Here is an 18175-nt window from a genome sequence, read left to right on the forward strand (position 1 = left end):
ACCGAATTCATGCTGATCAAACGAAAATCCATAGAAGCCGATGCCAACCTGAAGAGCGGTCCCGGCAAAAAATCTCCTCCGCCTGCCAAACCGAAACCCGTGCGCAAAGTGAAATTTGCACCGGTCACGCTATCCGAACAATTCGGCATACGTTATTTGCACTTCGGCACAGAATGGGTACAAGGCGCGATGCGCATCAGCAAGCCAGACTGGATAGAGCTGGAATATGCACAACAAATGATGGCGTGGATGCTGTTCAACGAGAAACCGCAGCACATCGTGCAACTCGGCCTCGGCACCGGCGCATTGACTAAATTCAGCTATAAACGCTTTCCAGAAACACGCGTCACTGCGGTCGATCTGAATCCATCCGTCATCACGATCTGCTACTCGATGTTCAAGTTACCGCAGAATGACGAGCGCCTGACCGTGATCGAGATGGATGCGCTGGAATACGTTAATGATCCGGCCAATCTGGGTCGTATCGATGCCTTGCAAGTCGATCTATACGACGCTACTGCGCGCGGCCCGGTGTTGGATACACCTGAGTTTTATCAAGCCTGTGCAGCTTGTTTGACGCCGGATGGCATCATGACGGTCAACTTATTCGGTGATCACCCAAGTTATGCGAAGAATTTGAGCGCTATGCACTTTGCCTTCGATACCGTGATCTCGCTGCCGGAAGTCCATGAAGGCAATGTGATTGCCATCGCATTCAATACAAAACCCACGCTGGATATGACCGCCCTGTACGAACGCGCAGCCCAGATTACTGCTGCGACCAAACTGCCGGCTAAATCGTGGGTAAATGGCATCAAGGCGTGGCAAGCACAGCAATAACAGCTAAACCGTGTGTTAACATCAGTCCAACTGTTCCATCTTACGGGTCATGGTTATGCCAACTGCTTCCATCACATCAATTGCCACGAACAAGGCCCCGCCCAAGAAGCTGGATTTACAGCAGATTTTTACCTGGCTGCTGGCAGATGGCATCGTTACCAAAGAAGGCGTCAAGGTCTTCTATAACCAGGCTCAGAGCATTTACAAGAATGCATCGATAGCGATGCATCCCTTGGTCGCAGTCGCACAATGCAAACTGCTGACTGCCAATGAGCCGCACCGCCCCGTCACGTTGGACTGGCTGACCGAATGGCTGGCTGGCAAAGTCAAACTACCGTTCTTCCGTATTGATCCACTGAAAATTGATTTCACCCGCGTAGCGGATGTGATGTCGGCTTCGTATGCAACGCGCTTCCACATCCTGCCGGTCGAGCTCACGCCTAGCGAATTAGTCGTCGCCACATCCGAACCATTCTCCACAGAATGGGAAGCAGAGATTGCCAAGATCACGCGGCGCAACGTGAAGCTAGTGATCGCCAACCCGCTCGATATCGCGCAATACACAACGCAATTTTTTGCGCTGGCAAAATCGATCAAGGGCGCGAAGAAACTGAACGGCCAGGACGTCGCCTTACGCAACAACTTCGAGCAGTTAGTTGAACTGGGCAATCACAAACAAGTCGATGCCAACGATCACCACATCATCAACATCGTCGACTGGTTGTGGCAATACGCATTCGAGCAACGTGCATCCGATATTCATCTGGAACCCAAACGTGAATTCTGCGCGATACGTTTCCGTATCGATGGCGTACTGCATCAGGTTTATCAAGTACCACCGACCGTGATGATCGCGATGACCGCGCGTATCAAGTTGCTGGGCCGGATGGACGTGATCGAGAAACGCAGACCGCAAGATGGTCGCATCAAGACGCGTACCAATAATGGTCAGGAAGTTGAATTACGTTTATCAACGATGCCAACCGCTTTCGGCGAAAAACTGGTGATGCGGATTTTTGACCCGGATGTGGTCGTTAAATCACTGCCTGAACTCGGCTTTCCACCAGATGATGCAGAACGTTGGGATAACCTGACAACACGCCCGCATGGCATCATTCTCGTCACTGGCCCGACTGGTTCCGGCAAGACCACGACGCTGTACACGACCTTGAAAGCGCTGGCGACCAGCGAAGTCAATGTCTGCACCGTGGAAGATCCGATTGAAATGGTTGAAGGATCGTTCAATCAAATGCAAGTGCAGCACGGTATTGATTTGTCGTTCGCTGACGGCGTGCGTTCGCTGATGCGACAGGACCCCGACATCATCATGGTCGGCGAGATACGCGATCTGGAAACGGCAGAAATGGCGATCCAAGCCGCATTGACCGGTCATCTGGTGCTCTCCACCTTGCACACCAACGATGCACCATCTGCCGTCATGCGTTTGCTGGAACTGGGCGTGCCCTACTACCTGCTGGAATCAACGCTAATCGGCATCATGGCGCAGCGCCTGACGCGCACCTTGTGCACGCATTGCAAATCACCGGATGGCGAAATGCTGGATGACGTATGGCTCAGCCTCAGCGAAGGTTGGGACCTTCCCAAACCGACCACCATCTATAGACCTGTCGGTTGTCCTGAATGTCGGCAAACCGGTTATCGCGGCCGTACCGGTTTGTATGAATTGCTGACTGTCACACAATCCTTCTCCAAGATGATCAAGGCAGAAACCGATATCCATCAATTGAAACAGCAAAGTATTGCCGACGGTATGAAGCCGCTGCGACTGGCCGGCGCATTGAAAATCATCGAAGGTGTAACAACAGCAGAAGAAGTCTTGAAGGTGACGGCAGCACTCACCTGACAAGACAGCACATCAACGCAAGCCGTTCATCCCATCATGAACGACCATCTCGGAGAACAGTGATGAATGGCACGATGAAATCCATATTAGGTTTGTTCCTGATGTTCTGCCTGAGCGTGGCCTACGCTCAAACTGCGGAAAAGGTCGTCGATATCCCCACCAGACCGGGTGTAACGCAACGCATGCTCGTATTGACACCAGCCGCACCCAAAGCTGCTGTCATTTTGCTGGCCGGCGGTCATGGCGGCTTGCAAATCGCGTCCGGTGGATCTATCCATTGGGGTAAAGATAATTTTTTGGTGCGCGCCCGACAGCTCTTCGCTAATCAAGGTTTTCTGGTTGTGCTCGTTGATGCGCCATCCGACCGCCTATCCTCGCCATTCTTGCGCGGCTTTCGCCAAACACCAGAACACCTAGCCGATATGAAAGCTGTCATTGCCTGGACACGAGGACAGACGAAGACGCCAGTCTGGCTGGTCGGCACCAGTCGTGGCACGCAATCAGCAGCTTTTGTCGCGACGCAACTGCCGCCGCCAGAAGGACCAGATGGCTTGGCACTCACATCGACCATACTGGTCGATAGTGAAGGACCATCCGTACTCTCCATGCCAATGGACACGCTGAAGATTCCCGTACTGGTGGTTCATCATGAGCAAGACGGCTGCAGACTCTGCATCTTCAGTCTTACATCCAACTTGATGGATAAACTGCGCGACGCATCGAAGAAGCAGTTGATTTCTTTCACCGGCGGTGAAGATGTGGGCGATGCCTGTAACTCACGTGCGCATCACGGCTTTAACGGGCTGGACAATGATGTAGTCGGAAAGATGTCAAACTGGATGCTCACCAATTGATAAACGTCATGGCAAAGTAACTTCCATCAAATATGCTCAGCAAAGTGCAAATACATTGCTATAGTGAGACCACAAGCGATATCGCGCTGCTTGATTAACTGCAATACATCTTTTCACGGAGAACATCATGGGCAAAAGTCAGGACAGCAAGAAGGCAGTGAAGAAAGAACCTGCCAAAACAATGAAGGAAAAAAAGGAAGCGAAGAAACTGAAGAAAGAAGAATCCAAGCGTCAATAATTCTTCAGTTTTGATCTTCATCATCAGCACGCTTATAGCGTGCTGATTTCAATTCAAGGCCTGCTTTTTCAGTATCCAGCACTTATTTGCAGAATCATGGCGATGGAAAACTAATCGTGATTTTCAGCCCAGGGCAAGCCGAATTACCATCACTCGAGTTCGACAGTGCAATCTCGGCACCATGCAACACAGCAATATCACGCACGATAGATAAACCCAGACCTGCACCACCGATATTTTTTTGCTGTGCCGACGGCGAGCGATAAAAGGCGGAGAAGACACGTTCGCGATCTTCTTTGGGTATACCTATACCGCTATCTTCCACTTCCAGTATCGCCCGTTGCGCAAGCGCGTCCCGACGCACGCGCAAAATAATCCTGCCGCTTATCGGCGTGTAATGAATGGCGTTATCCACCACATTACTAATCAGCTCGTGCAACAACAGAGCATGCCCCTTGATCATGACTTCCTCGGGTGCATCGAATGACAGATCAATTTGTTTTTTAACCGCGGCAGGTGCATGCTCCAAGCCGACTTGACGCGTCACCTCCGTGAGCGAAATCAACGTGATATCGCTTTCAGCCATGCCGTGTTCAGCACGCGCTAACGTCAATAAACGATTAGCTAGGTGCGCAGTGGATTCGGTCGTGCCAGCTATGCTTTCGACTATTTCGCGCATATCCTGCAAGGCGCGCACATCGTTAGGATTGCGATCCAATTGGCGCAGCGCCAATTCAGCCTGCGTCTTCAGCACCGTCAGCGGTGTACGCAGTTGGTGCGAGGCATCTGCAATAAAGCGACGCTGACTGGTAATCAACGCCTGCAAACGCCCCATGTAACCATTCATTGCAGCGACCAAAGGACGTACTTCCTTGTGCACCCGATCAGCGTCGAAGTCAGCCAAATCGGTTAGTGAACGTGCCTCCACTTGCGCCTTCAATTGCATCAACGGACGCAATACCAAACGCACTGCAAACCACACCAGCAAGGCTGCCACCATCACCAGCAAACCTTGCCGCCATAAAGTACTAAAGAGAATTTGTCGCGTCAGATCGCTGCGTGCATCCATGGTTTCACCAACCTGAATCAAGGCGATGCCACGCATGGAATCGTCATAGACCGGTTGATACAAGGCAGCAATGCGCACCTGTTGACCTTGATAAGTCGCGTGATAAAAATGCACCAGTGCCGGATAGATTTCCGAACGGGGTACATCAGGTGGCAAGGCTGGCAAATCTGCGTAACCGGAAACAAACTCGCCATGCGTACCGGTTACCTTGTAGTAGATCCGTCCCAGCGTATCGGTTTCAAAACTATCCAGCGCCACATACGGTACATCAGCCACCACTTTGCCATTCACCACAGAAACACGCTCTGCCAATGCCCGCGTCGACGCCAGCAAGGCACGGTCATACGCCAGATCGGCCACGTCCAAGGCATTGCGATAAACCGAAAAAGCATCCAGCGCCACCACCAGCAATAGCGGAACCAACAGCCAGCGCAATAGCTGGCCGCGCAAACTGCCCATGGATTTGATTGGTTTGGTGGCGGTGCTTGAAGTCATTTCTTGGCAGCGACCTCTAACAGATAACCGAGACCGCGCAAGGTCGTGATGGCAACCACACCATCGCCATCGCGCTGCAATTTCTTGCGCAGGCGATGAATATAGATTTCGATGGCATCGGGGTTGGCATCATCCACCAGTGCAAATACTTCATCGAACAATTTTTCCTTCGATACGGCGCGCCCGGCACGGCTGATCAAGACTTCCAGCACCGCATGTTCACGCGGTGTCAACGCCAGTGCCGCATCGCCATAGCTGAACATGCGCGATACCGTATCGAAACTTAATGCACCGCAACTATAGACCGGTGCTTCGCCGCCCTGCGCACGACGCAGCAAGGCCTTGACGCGCGCTTCCAGCTCCTCCAGTTCAAACGGTTTGGCCAGATAATCGTCCGCACCGAGATTCAAACCCTGTACCCTGTCCTGCAAACCACCACGTGCTGTCAGAATCAATACCGGCGTTTTGCTGCCGCGGGCGCGTAAACGCTTCAATACCTCTAAACCATCCATCTTGGGCAAGGTCAAATCGAGTATCACCAGCGCATATTGCTGCGTATGCAACAAACTGTCGGCGTCAGCGCCATTCATTGCGCATTCGACCGACCAGTGCGCATCCTGCAATGCCTTGGTCAGCCAACGCGACAACTCAACATGATCTTCTATCAGTAAAATCCGCATGGCCTTGTACGCATAGGTAAGAAAATATAGCCGCCAATACTCACACAGAAAATCGCCGTTGGCAAAATTCAGCGACTTCCAGAACACATCTCACGGGGTTGTGTGAAATGCGTTCTATGAAAGGTAATTGAAAGATTCGAGCCGTTATGATGAAAAAAACGAGTAATGCATCTGCATTCAATGCTGCATCAACCGGTTGGCTCGATCCAGCTGGATGCATCATCAGCCCGCATGAATTTGCTGTAAAGAAATTTATGGTGGCTGGGCAGATAAATAAAACCGAGTCGTGCGAAAACGAGCGACCGAATAGAGGATGGCAGGAGACAATGACCACACCGATCAAATTGATTTGTGCACTCAGTGCATGCATCACATTCAGCGCTTATGCAGCAGCGCCGGTGCAATGCGTCGCGCCTGCCAAACCCGGCGGCGGCATGTCTGTCACCTGCAAGCTGATACAGCAAGGTTTGCAAAGCACCGATAAAGATATCAACGTCAAGATCAGCTACCTGCCCGGCGGCATAGGTGCAGTCGCCTGGAACTCCTTCGTCACACAACGCCGCGCCGAAGCCGATACGCTAGTGGCCTTCTCCGGCGGCTCACTGATGAATCTGGCACAAGGCAAATACGGCCATGCCGATGTCAACAATGTGCGCTGGGTCGCAGCGATAGGCGTTGATTACGGCATGATTGCCGTGCGCAGCGATTCGCCCTACAAGACGCTACGCGACTTGATGGAAGCGCTCAAGCAGCAACCATCCAAAATCACCATAGGCACAGCAGGTACCGTCGGCAGTCAAGACTGGCTCAAGGTGTCATTGCTGGCCAAGCAAAGCAAGATTAATCCCAAGAATTTGCGTTTCGTTGCGCTAGAAGGTGGCGGCGAAGCATTCACTGCCCTGCGCGCCGGCCATGTACAAGTGATCTCCGGCGATGCATCCGAAGCAGCCATGCATACCGATGGCGAAATTCGCGTCCTCGCCATTCTGTCCGAAAAACGTTTGCCCGGCGTATTAGCCCATGTGCCGACCGCCATCGAACAAGGCATAGATATCAGCTGGCCGATCATACGCGGCTTCTACATGGGACCGCAGGTCAGCGACGAAGCATACAAGCGCTGGGTGCACACCTTCGATCAGATGATGGCGACGCCTGAATTCAACCGATTACGTGCTGCTAATGGCTTGTATCCGATAGCCCTGACCGGCGACCAATTAACCCACTACATCCATAAAACCGTTGAAGACTATCGCAAACAATCCGACCAACTTGGCCTGATCAGATAGTTCTGGCCACGCCGATTCGTTCGGCAAAAAAATTCCGTGAAGCGCACAAGGCGGCAAGTCTGTTTGGACTTGCTCTGGGTCCCCTGCGCCTTATTGAATAACTAAATCCACTAGGAGACGAAGCAAATGTTGATCAAAAAACCTATAGCAATCGCACTAACTGCACTCTCGTTGAGCTTTACATTACATGCGTCAGCACAAGTTCCAGCTGGTTACTCTGCCGATTACGCCAAGATCATTGACGGCGCCAAGAAGGAAGGCAAGCTGGTGATCTACAGCGCTACCGACTCCAAAGCGGTGGAACCACTGCTCAAGGATTTCGGCACGCTCTACCCTGGCATCAAGATTGAATTCAACGACATGAATTCGACCGAAGTGTATAACCGCTTTATCTCGGAAGCCGCTGCCGGTGGCGCTACTGCTGACGTGTTGTGGTCGTCGGCGATGGACTTGCAATTCAAATTGGTCAGCGAAGGTTATGGCGCAACCTACAAATCGCAGGAATCTGCTGCCATTCCTGCCTGGGCCAATTACAAGGACAGTGCTTACGGCACGACCTTCGAGCCACTCGCCATCGTTTACAACAAGCGTTTGGTCAGCCCAGATGAAGTGCCATCTACCCATGCCGACCTGCTCAAACTGCTGACCACCAAGGCTGACAAGTTCCGCAACAAAGTCACCAGCTACGACATTGAAAAATCAGGCGTCGGCTTCTTGTTCATTACCGAAGATGCACAAACCAATCCGCAATTCTGGAATTTGGCCAAGTCCTTCGGCGATGTAGCGCTCCGCGTGCAATCGTCGACCGGCACCATGCTGGAACGCATTTCCTCCGGCGAGAACCTGATCGGCTACAACGTCATCGGCTCTTACGCACAATCGCGTGCCGCCAAAGATCCATCGATCGGCGTGGTCTTCACCAAGGATTACAACCTGGTCTTGTCGCGCGTGGTGTTCATCAACAAGTCGGCGAGAAACATGAACGCGTCCAAATTGTGGATCGACTATCTGTTGTCCAAACGCGGCCAAACCATCATCGCCAATGAATCGCAACTGTATTCGCTGCGTTCTGACGTTACCGGCACATCGACACTGGCCGCTCTGACGACACAACTCGGTACCGCACTCAAACCGATTGCGATCACACCATCCTTGTTGCAATACCTGGATCAAACCAAACGCCTGGCATTCCTGAAGCAATGGAAAGAAGCCGCAGGCAAGAAGTAATTCATCTGTAGCAAGCAAGGTGGAAAGCGTGATGCCTTCCACCTTGCGTTCGAGATGACTGCAGAGCTTAAGGCTGTATCCGCCCTGCGATTTAACACAGCTTATGCAAGGTATTTCTATTTATGACTACGCTTACTTCTATCCATCCGCTACCCAGCCGTTCCTGGCTGTCGCGCCTTAACTGGCCGCGCGGACTGGTCGTCACACTGGCAGCGATTGCTATCTTTCTGCCACTGATATTGATTTTTTATCAGAGCTTTTTATCTGCGCCGTTTTTTGCGCCTATCAAAACACTGAGTCTGGAGCCGTATCGCTTCATCTTCGATGATCCTGATTTTCGCCAGGCTTTCATTAATGGTTTAACCCTCGCCACTGGTCTGGCCTTGATCGCCGTACCGCTGGGCAGCATGTTGGCCTTCCTGATGGTGCGCACCGATTTGCCGGGTCGCAACTGGATTGCACCGCTCTTGCTGGTACCTATTTTTGTGTCACCGATGGTGATCGGCTTCGGCTATGTCGTGTCTATGGGGCCGGTTGGTTTCTACACCGTGTGGATGCAAGACATGTTGCGTCTGATCGGCATAGAAGCAACGCCATGGAATGTGTACGCCTTCCCTAGCATCGTCATCATCGCCGGCCTGACACACGTCCCGCACGTTTATCTGTACGCGTCCGCTGCACTCAAGAGCTTGGGTGCCGATGTGGAAGAAGCCGCACGCGTGGCTGGCGCATCACCGTTGCAAGTTGCGTTGAATGTTTCACTGCCTATGATCATGCCGGCGCTGGCCTATGCCGGCGTACTGGTGTTCTTCCTCGGCTTTGAAGTATTCGGTCTGGTGCTGGTATTGGGTGATCCGGAGGGTCATCTGGTCTTGCCAACTTATCTGTACAAGCTGACCAATAAACTCGGTACGCCTTCCTATCATTTGATGGCAGCAGTTGCGGTGTGTCTGGTTGCAGTAACGCTGCCGCTGGTCATGATCCAGCGCTGGTTGCTACGCTCCGCCAACAAATATGTGTCCATCAAAGGCAAAGGCTCGCGTCAAAAAGCGCTGCCTTTAGGTAAATGGAAATGGCTGGCTTTCAGTCTGATCGCAGCGTGGTTGATTTTCACGATAGTAATTCCATTGTCCGGCATCGCCTTGCGTGCATTTGTTTCGCACTGGGGTTATGGCGTGTCGCTGATCGATGCCTTCACCTTCCAGCATTTCCGCGATATCTGGGAACAACCATCGCTGGTACGCGGCATCGTCAACACCATCATGATCGGTGTCATCGGCGGCGCGCTGGCAGTAGCTTGCTACTGCTGCATCGCACTGGCCATGCATCGCAAATCGGATGGCATCACGCGCTTCCTTGATTACAGCGTATTGATTCCACGCGCTGTGCCAGGCTTGCTGGCTGGCCTTTCCTTCTTGTGGGTGTTTCTGTTCGTACCGTCCTTCCTCGACAACATATTGAAAGGTTACGACAACTTCATCGCGATGTGGTTGGTCGAAAACGTCATTCCGCAATTGCGTGAACTGCGCTCCACCATTTTCTCGGTGTGGCTGGCGTACTCGGTGGTGTGGCTGGCTTATGGCTTGCGTCTGATCACCACAGCCTTGTTGCAAGTTGGCCCGGAACTGGAAGAAGCCGCACGTGCGGTTGGCGCGCGTCGTTCGCAAGTCACACGTGACGTCACCTTGCCACTGGTGCGCTACGGCGTGCTCGGCGCATGGCTGATGGTGTTCCTGATTTTCGAACGGGAATATTCGACCGGCGTCTATCTGCTGTCGCCTGGCACCGAAGTCATAGGCGCATTGATCGTCTCGCTGTGGGCTTCCGGCTCCGTCGATCTGGTCGCCACTCTCTCCTTTATCAACATCACGCTGGTGGCCATCGGCCTCGGCATTGCGCTGCGCTTCGGCGTCAAGTTGCACGATTAAGTACATCACATCTTCAGGAAATCATCATGAACGAATTAAGCGTCAATGACTTGCATCTCGACTATGGCACCGGCGCCAGCGCCAACCAGATTCTCAAAGGTGTCTCGATGGAATTGCAACGCGGCGAAGTAGTCGCCTTGTTGGGACCATCCGGTAGCGGCAAGACCACCTTGCTGCGTGCAGTTGCAGGTCTGGAATCACCGAAGTCAGGCAATATACAAATCGGCGAACGCACCATGTTCGATGGCAATCGCAAGCTGGAAATTCCAGCTGAAGAACGCAATCTCGGTCTGGTGTTCCAGTCCTATGCGCTATGGCCGCACAAAACTGTTTCCGACAACGTCGGCTACGGTTTGAAGTTGCGCAAGATGAGCAGCAGCGACATTGCCGAACGCGTCAAGACCGTATTGAACCAGCTCGGTCTCGGCCAGTTGGGCGACCGTTTTCCGCATCAATTGTCCGGTGGACAGCAACAACGTGTCGCCATCGCGCGCGCACTGGTTTACAACCCACCCGTCATTCTGCTGGACGAACCACTCTCGAATCTGGATGCCAAGTTGCGCGAAGAAGCGCGTGCCTTCTTGCGTGAACTGATCGTACGACTCGGTTTGTCAGCACTGATGGTCACACATGATCAAGCAGAGGCAATGGCGATCTCGGATCGCATTCTGTTGCTCAACAACGGCAAGATCGAACAGCAAGGCACACCGCAAAGCATGTATGAAACGCCGAACACCTTGTTCACGGCGGAATTCATGGGCAGCAATAACCGCTTGCCAGCCAAGATACTGCAACGCGAAGGCGAGCATGTCGTACTGCAAATCGCAGGCGGCAATGTCAAGGCAACTCTGCGTGGCCACAGCAGTGACAGCAACGATGCCACCGCCATCATCCGCGTCGAGCAAATCAACATCTCCGATACATCTGTCGACAACGCGATCAAGTTACCGCTTTCAACCTGCATGTATTTGGGTGATCGCTGGGAATGCGTCTTCCGCAATGCGAACGAGAACGGCACCGACGGCACCGTTCTACGCGCTTATGCAAAACAACGACTGGCCCCGGGCGAGTACTGGCTGCAATTGCCACAACACGCGCTGTGGGCTTTCCAAACGGTTTAGTTATCAATTCAGGCATCACAGAAAGGGGGGCACATCCGTAGCACGCAACAGCCTTTGTGCAGCGTAGTCGTATCGCACAACCAACACCAAAATATCAAATAATGGGGACATCACAAATGAAGAAGAAATATCTGGCGACAGCAATGCTCGCCGCATTCGGCGCTATGGCAGCCAGCGCTTACGCGCAATCCAACGTCACCGTCTACGGTATCGTCGATACCGGTGTCGAATATGTTAACAACGCTAACTCCAATAAAGATGGCTTGGCGCGTCTAAGTTCCGGTGCGATGAATACCTCGCGTATAGGCTTCCGTGGCACTGAAGATCTGGGCGGCGGTTTAAAGGCAGTATTCCAGTTGGAAAGCGGCTTCAAGGTAGACACCGGTGCGCAAGATACTGCCGACTATTTTGGTCGCCAAGCCAATGTAGGCCTCGAAGGCAGCTGGGGCCGCATCGTTGCCGGACGCTCTTTCACCACCACCTATGATTTCATCCTTCCTTTCGATCCTATGGGCTATTCGGCCAACTATTCATGGATTACCGGTGGCAGCGCAACCGCATCAACCACTGGAGGCACCGTTCGCAAAGATGGCATGGTGACCAATCTGGCTAACATGGTTAAATATTTAGGAAAATTCGGCGACTTCAAAGTCGGCGCAACCTATAGCTTTGGTGAAGTCGCAGGCAGCATGAGCGATAACGCCAAATATGACTTGGGTGCAGGTTACGAAAAAGGCCCATTGCGCCTCGCCGCGACAGTACAGCGTGCCAATGGTACGACAACCGGCCTTGGTGACAGAACCACCATCATGCATTTAGCCGGCGATTATCAAATCACCGATGCCTTGGCTGTCGACCTTGGTTATCGCAATTACAAAATGACGCTGGCAAGCAATGCTCCCGACAGACGCAGTGATTTCTACTGGGCTGGCGTCACTTATAAAACTACACCAGCTCTAACCTTGATTGCACTGCTCTCCTATCAAGACATCAAGAACGTAGCGGCCAACACCGATGCAGATCCATACATGCTCTCGCTCCGCGCAAAGTATGCTTTGTCGAAACGTACCGATCTGTATTTGAGCGGAGCTTACGCCAAGGCAAAGAACGGACTGCTGACTGGTCTGTCGCGTGATGATGCCGGTTTCGGCAACAATCAGCGTGGCGTGACCGCTGGTATCCAGCATCGCTTCTAAAAACGGTGTGTTTTAAACTGGGCGAAATATCAATTTCGTCTTGCAAATAAGACCTACCAAGCAGCACGAAAAAAAAGAGGAACCCAAACGGGTTCCTCTTTTTACTTGAGGAGCGGCACATCCGTGCCGCTCCGTCTTACTTCAACTTAAGCCGTTACGCCGTCCTGAACCGACTCAGGCGCATCGCATGCTGCCATGTGATGATTTCTGCGCATACGGATGTTGAACAATTCAACCACCAGCGAGAATGCCATCGCACCGTAGATGTAGCCTTTCGGGATGTGGATCGCGAAGCTCTCAGCCACCAATACAGCACCGACGATGACCAGGAAGCAGAGTGCCAGCATCTTGATGCTTGGGTACTCGTTGACGAATTCGCCAATTGCTTTTGCCGAGAACATCATCACGCCGACTGCGATCACGATAGCGACAATCATGATTTCTACCTGGCTGACCATACCAACTGCGGTAATGACCGAATCCAGCGAGAACACGATATCGATCACAGCGATCTGTGCCAAGGTCATCGCGAAGCTTGCCTTTTTCACGACAGCTTTCGTTTCCTCTTCTTGATGCGTGCCCATCAATTCCTTGATCTCGGACGAAGCCTTATACAAGAGGAACAGACCACCGAAGAACAGAATCAGATCGCGGCCGGAGAAGCCCATATCGCCAATTGTAAAGATCGGTTCGACCAATCCCATCATCCACGACAAGCTCAACAACAGCAGGATACGTGTACCCATCGCCAGACCCAGACCGATGATGCGGCCTTTTTGCTGTTGATGTTTCGGCAGGCGATCAACCAGAACCGAAATGAAAATAATGTTATCGACGCCGAGCACGATCTCCAGCATCGCTAACGTTGCTAATGCGATCCATGCTTCTGGCGTAGTAAAAACTTGTAGAAATTCCATAATAGTCTCGAATAAATTGGTGAATGCCTTACGCGCATCTCACGCCAACAGGGTGGGTTGATCGCAGATTTCGTTTTGGCAAATATTTTTATGCTTGAAGCCAATTGCCTTTTCAACAATCAGCACCGGTGCTCCTACATCGGTCTTCCCCTTTTCAAACCACCGTTTCTGGCAGGTGGACGAACTTTAACGGAATCCTAACATTACTGGAAATCGAATTTAGCATAATTTATATACGGAAAAACCGAAGAGTATTATTTTTAAATGGATAAAAACGGATGATTAAAGCCATATAAATTGACATTAAAGATGTCAATTACATAGATAAGTTGCTGAATTTACACAGGAAGGGATAAAAATAGAGATAAAAATCGGGAGAAATACGTGGACTGACGCTCCCGATCAGTAATGCAGCTAAAACATGCTTAATTCACACTAATTTTCATAACAAATTCTTAACGCACATCAATTTTTGTCAGTAACCTTGTTCAAATGGCTCAAAGCCTGCCCTACCGTCGCATAGCGCAGGCGCACACCCAGCTCGGTCTTGATCCGCTGATTCGCCAAACGACGCGATTCCGACATGAAGGACAACATCATCGGTGACACCTCATGCTGCAACTTCTCACGCGACAAACGCGGCGGACGCGGCAGCGACAAGGCATCGGCCACCGCATCGAAGTAAGCGCCCATCTTCATATCGCTATCGTCGACCGCATGATAAATGCGGCAAGGCTGCGCACGGAACAGGGCCAGCGCAATGATCTGCGCCAGATCCTCGGCATGGATATGGTTGGTATATACGTCATCCTCAGGCAACAAGGCTGGCGAGCCCTTCTTCAAGCGATCAACAGGCAAACGATCATCAGCATAAATACCAGGCACACGCAGGATACTCAGACGCGATTGCGAACGACGTGCCCATGCGCGCAGCACTTTTTCAGCATCAACCCGTCTGGTCGCGCGCGGATTATGCGGCTGCACCGTACGCGTCTCATCTACCCACTCACCACCACAATCACCATACACACCGGAAGTACTGACATAAACCAGTGTCGCGTGGTCGGGTAAAATGGCGGTCAGATTACGTGTGCGCTTATCCGTGTTGCCTGCCGATTGCGGTGGTGCCAAATGCACAATATGCGAGGACAAGCGCGCCAAACGTGCCAGCGTAGCCGGCTCATCCAGATTGGCGATGACAGGAACCGCACCGGCAGCACGTAATTCTTCCTGCCTGGATAACTGCGTAGTGACGGCAAAAATGCGAAAACGGTCGCGCAACAGCGGCAGCAAGCGCATGCCTACGTCACCGCATCCCAGAATCAGCAGACGCGGTTTGCCGAAGGTGTTGGCAGTATTTTTGCTTTTAGTATTTATTTTCATGATCGAGATTGTATGACGTTCCAAGTAACTGTTAAGCCGAGTGGTCGGCAATTTAGCTGCGAAGCAGATGAAACCATTTTGAATGCGGCGATACGCGCCGGCGTCGGCTTGCCTTACGGCTGCAAGAATGGCGCGTGCAGTAGCTGCAAGGGCATGGTCTTGTCCGGCACAGTCACGCATGGCCCGCATCAGGCACGCGCCTTGTCGCCAGCTGATGAAGCTGTAGGATTTTCTCTCTTCTGCTGCGCCCGCCCACATAGCGATATCGAGATCGAAGCCCGCGAAGTGCTCGGCATCGGCGAGTTCCCAATCAAGAAATTGCCATCACGCGTCGCCAAGCTGGAAAGACTGGCCGATGACGTCATCGCCATTTCTCTGCAATTACCGGCCAGCGAACGCCTGCAATATCGCGCCGGCCAATACATCGAGTTTCTTTTAAAAGACGGCAAGCGTCGCAGCTACAGTCTGGCAAATGCACCGCATCTGGATGAACAACTGACGCTGCATGTGCGCCACATGCCCGGCGGCCTCTTCACCGATCAGGTATTCACGACGATGAAGGAACGTGACATCCTGCGCTTCGAAGGCCCGCAAGGTACGTTCTTCCTGCGCGAAGATTCGAAGAAACCGATGGTCTTGCTGGCATCCGGCACTGGCTTTGCGCCTATCAAAGCCATCGTCGAGCAAGCGCTGCACGACAAGAGTGAACGCCCGATGACGTTGTACTGGGGCGGCCGTCGTCCGAAAGATTTGTACATGCATGCCCTGTGCGAAGAATGGGCGCGCACCGTGCCGCACTTCACTTACGTTCCGGTCATCTCGCATGCAACAGCAGACGATCAATGGACAGGCCGTAGCGGCTTCGTACATCAAGCCGTGATGGCCGATCTGCCTGACCTGTCGAATTATCAAGTGTATGCATGCGGTGCACCGGCGATGGTGGAAGCAGCGCAAGCCGATTTCAGTGCGGTGTGCAAATTGCCTGTCGACGAGTTCTACGCAGACGCATTCACATCAGAAGCAGATCTGGCACAGGGTTAATTCGCTTGTTGATTAGCTATTAAGCTTTTAACCACGCGGCGTGCCGCTAAGCAAGAGTGGCGAAAAACGTTTTGACGCACTGCGCAAAACGTCATAATATTCTTCACATGAATATGACCGCCAAACTCTTGCGACGCCGTAACCAGCTGCCCCAGCCTTGGATGCCGTGCGTGTAAGCGTAAGCCGATCACTCAGCCACAGGCAAATCCTGTGGCTTTTTTTTTAGTAATTCTTAGTAATTTTCGTCCCAGATATTCTTTCAATTATTTGCGCTCAGGAGTAGCCGAAATGGAATTCAGCCAGTACCCCGTCAATTCACTGCTCTACATCACCAACCGTCCTGAACTGGTTTTCACAGAAGGCGACGGCATGTGGCTGACTGACCATAATGGCAAACGCTACCTCGATTACTTGCAAGGCTGGGCCGTCAACTGTCTCGGCCATTCGCCGCAATGCATGCAAGATGCACTGACAGCGCAATCGAAAAAACTGATCAATCCATCACCGGCGTTCTACAACGAACCATCGATCGCATTGGCCGCATTGCTGACTGAGAATTCTTGCTTCGATCGCGTCTTCTTCGCCAACAGCGGCGCAGAAGCAAATGAAAGTGCGTTCAAGCTGGCACGTAAATGGGGCAAGCTCAACAAGAATGCCGCCGGCGAAAATCGCTACGAAATCATCACCTTCGATCACAGCTTCCACGGCCGTACGATCGCCGCCATGTCGGCCAGTGGCAAAGCAGGTTGGGACACGATATATGCGCCGCAAGTGTCAGGCTTTTTCAAAGCCACACTGAACGATCTCGACAGCGTCAAGAAACTCATCACCGATAAAACCATCGCCGTGATGCTGGAACCTGTACAAGGTGAAGGTGGCGTCATCCCGGCTACGCGTGAATTCATGCAAGGCTTGCGCGCACTGACCAAAGAACACGGCGTGCTGCTGATCGTCGATGAAGTACAAACCGGCATGGGCCGCACTGGTGAATTGTTCGGCTATCAATTGTCCGGTATCACACCAGACATCATGACGCTGGGCAAAGGCATAGGCGGTGGTGTTCCACTGGCTGCGATGTTGTGTCGTGAAGAAGTGGCCTGCTTTGAACCGGGCGATCAAGGTGGCACCTACAACGGCAATCCATTGATGACTGCAGTCGGTATCGCAGTTGCACAAGCACTACTGGCACCGGGCTTTCTGCAATCAGTGAAAGACAAAGGCACTTACCTGAGCACAGCATTGCTGAAGCTCACAGAGAAACACGGTCTGGCCGGCGAACGCGGCGATGGATTGTTGCGCGCACTGAAACTGGGTTCAGACATCGGCCCGCAAATCGTGGAAAAAGCACGTGACCTGACACCAGTTGGTTTGTTGCTGAACTCACCGCGCCCTGACCTGCTGCGCTTCATGCCTGCGCTGAATGTATCGTATGAAGAGATAGACCAGATGATAGACATGTTGTCTGGTGTGTTGAGCGACCTGAAGTCTTGAGCGGCTTGATGATGCTGCATAGCACCTCGATCAAGATAGCCAGCTTGCGCGGACTATTGCTCGCGCTGCTGGCAGCATCACTACTCGCTGCCTGCGGCACCTCAGCGCCAATCAAGCGGCAATCGACAGGAAGCATACTGTATGAGCCGCAACCTATCAGCGAAAAAGGCAATGAAATCGCCCTCTATGCGATGGGCATGATAGACACCGGTTACCAGTTCGGCGGCAAGAATCCTGAAGCCGGACTGGATTGCAGCGGCATGGTGTCCTATATCTATCGCCAGGCGCTCAACATGAACGTCAGCGGCAGCGCTGCAGACATCGCACGCCTTGGCAAAGAGATAGATCCACGCACCTTGCGTCCCGGCGATCTGGTGTTCTTCAACACCATGAATCGACCGTTCTCACACGTTGGCGTCTACATAGGCGATGGCCGCTTCATCCATGCTCCATCCAGCAAAGGTAAAGTACGCATAGCGCGTATGGATAATGTCTACTTCGCGCCCAGGTTTGAAATGGCGCGTACCTACTTCGACTGAACCTTC

At 52.4% G+C, this 18175-nt stretch carries 15 protein-coding genes; 11 read left to right on the top strand and 4 right to left on the bottom strand.

The window, feature by feature from the left end:
• Positions 1–9: 9 nt before the first annotated feature.
• The 3 genes from AC07N2_RS00145 (at position 10) to AC07N2_RS00155 (ending at position 3558) form a co-directional block, all read left to right on the top strand.
• The gene (locus AC07N2_RS00145) at positions 10–840 is read left to right on the top strand and encodes a spermine/spermidine synthase domain-containing protein (protein ID WP_494776469.1); all 831 of its coding nucleotides are present in this window, start codon (positions 10–12) and stop codon (positions 838–840) included.
• Positions 841–895: 55 nt separating this feature from the next.
• Entirely contained in the window at positions 896–2704 is a 1809-nt protein-coding gene (tfpB, locus tag AC07N2_RS00150) for a type IV pilus assembly ATPase TfpB (protein WP_494776470.1), read from the top strand.
• Positions 2705–2778: 74 nt separating this feature from the next.
• Positions 2779–3558 carry an alpha/beta hydrolase family protein gene (locus AC07N2_RS00155; RefSeq protein ID WP_494776471.1) on the top strand — a complete coding sequence of 260 codons (780 nt, stop codon included), beginning with the start codon at positions 2779–2781 and terminating at the stop codon, positions 3556–3558.
• A 332-nt stretch (positions 3559–3890) separates the two neighbouring features.
• Here the strand turns inward: AC07N2_RS00155 and AC07N2_RS00160 are convergent, their stop codons facing one another.
• Together AC07N2_RS00160 and AC07N2_RS00165 are read right to left on the bottom strand one after the other, a co-directional pair.
• A complete protein-coding gene (locus AC07N2_RS00160) occupies positions 3891–5360 on the bottom strand; it encodes a sensor histidine kinase N-terminal domain-containing protein (protein ID WP_494776472.1) in 1470 nt (489 codons plus the stop codon).
• Positions 5357–6040, bottom strand: a complete 684-nt coding sequence (locus AC07N2_RS00165) for a response regulator (RefSeq protein WP_494776473.1) — start codon at positions 6038–6040, stop codon at positions 5357–5359. The genes AC07N2_RS00160 and AC07N2_RS00165 overlap by 4 nt, the downstream gene beginning before the upstream one ends.
• 326 nt (positions 6041–6366) lie before the next feature.
• Between AC07N2_RS00165 and AC07N2_RS00170 the strand changes: the two genes are divergently transcribed.
• The 5 genes from AC07N2_RS00170 to AC07N2_RS00190 all read left to right on the top strand — a co-directional run bounded on the left by AC07N2_RS00170 (position 6367) and on the right by AC07N2_RS00190 (position 12798).
• Positions 6367–7326, top strand: coding sequence for a Bug family tripartite tricarboxylate transporter substrate binding protein (locus tag AC07N2_RS00170; protein WP_494776474.1), 960 nt, complete (start codon positions 6367–6369; stop codon positions 7324–7326).
• Between the two features lie 126 nt (positions 7327–7452).
• Positions 7453–8553 carry an ABC transporter substrate-binding protein gene (locus tag AC07N2_RS00175; protein ID WP_494776475.1) on the top strand — a complete coding sequence of 367 codons (1101 nt, stop codon included), beginning with the start codon at positions 7453–7455 and terminating at the stop codon, positions 8551–8553.
• Between the two features lie 122 nt (positions 8554–8675).
• On the top strand, positions 8676–10481 hold the full coding sequence (locus AC07N2_RS00180) for an ABC transporter permease (RefSeq protein WP_494776476.1): 1806 nt from the start codon (positions 8676–8678) through the stop codon (positions 10479–10481).
• Positions 10482–10507: 26 nt separating this feature from the next.
• Positions 10508–11602 (top strand): ABC transporter ATP-binding protein, encoded by a 1095-nt coding sequence (locus AC07N2_RS00185; RefSeq protein ID WP_494776477.1) that lies wholly within the window; start codon positions 10508–10510, stop codon positions 11600–11602.
• Between the two features lie 116 nt (positions 11603–11718).
• Entirely contained in the window at positions 11719–12798 is a 1080-nt protein-coding gene (locus tag AC07N2_RS00190) for a porin (RefSeq protein ID WP_494776478.1), read from the top strand.
• Positions 12799–12944: 146 nt separating this feature from the next.
• Here AC07N2_RS00190 and AC07N2_RS00195 read toward each other — a convergent pair whose 3' ends face one another.
• Positions 12945–13715: a TerC family protein gene (locus AC07N2_RS00195; RefSeq protein ID WP_494776479.1), complete on the bottom strand. Its 771-nt coding sequence runs from the start codon at positions 13713–13715 to the stop codon at positions 12945–12947.
• Between the two features lie 465 nt (positions 13716–14180).
• Positions 14181–15098, bottom strand: coding sequence for an SDR family oxidoreductase (locus AC07N2_RS00200; RefSeq protein ID WP_494776480.1), 918 nt, complete (start codon positions 15096–15098; stop codon positions 14181–14183).
• A gap of 12 nt (positions 15099–15110) precedes the next feature.
• Between AC07N2_RS00200 and AC07N2_RS00205 the strand changes: the two genes are divergently transcribed.
• From AC07N2_RS00205 to AC07N2_RS00215, 3 genes are all read left to right on the top strand, one after another.
• A complete protein-coding gene (locus AC07N2_RS00205; protein ID WP_494776481.1) occupies positions 15111–16139 on the top strand; it encodes a CDP-6-deoxy-delta-3,4-glucoseen reductase in 1029 nt (342 codons plus the stop codon).
• A gap of 288 nt (positions 16140–16427) precedes the next feature.
• Entirely contained in the window at positions 16428–17630 is a 1203-nt protein-coding gene (locus tag AC07N2_RS00210; protein ID WP_494776482.1) for an acetylornithine transaminase, read from the top strand.
• A gap of 8 nt (positions 17631–17638) precedes the next feature.
• Positions 17639–18169, top strand: a complete 531-nt coding sequence (locus AC07N2_RS00215) for a C40 family peptidase (protein ID WP_494776483.1) — start codon at positions 17639–17641, stop codon at positions 18167–18169.
• Positions 18170–18175 lie beyond the last annotated feature (6 nt).

It is taken from the genome of Herminiimonas sp. GW821-FHT09C12 (assembly GCF_059416385.1).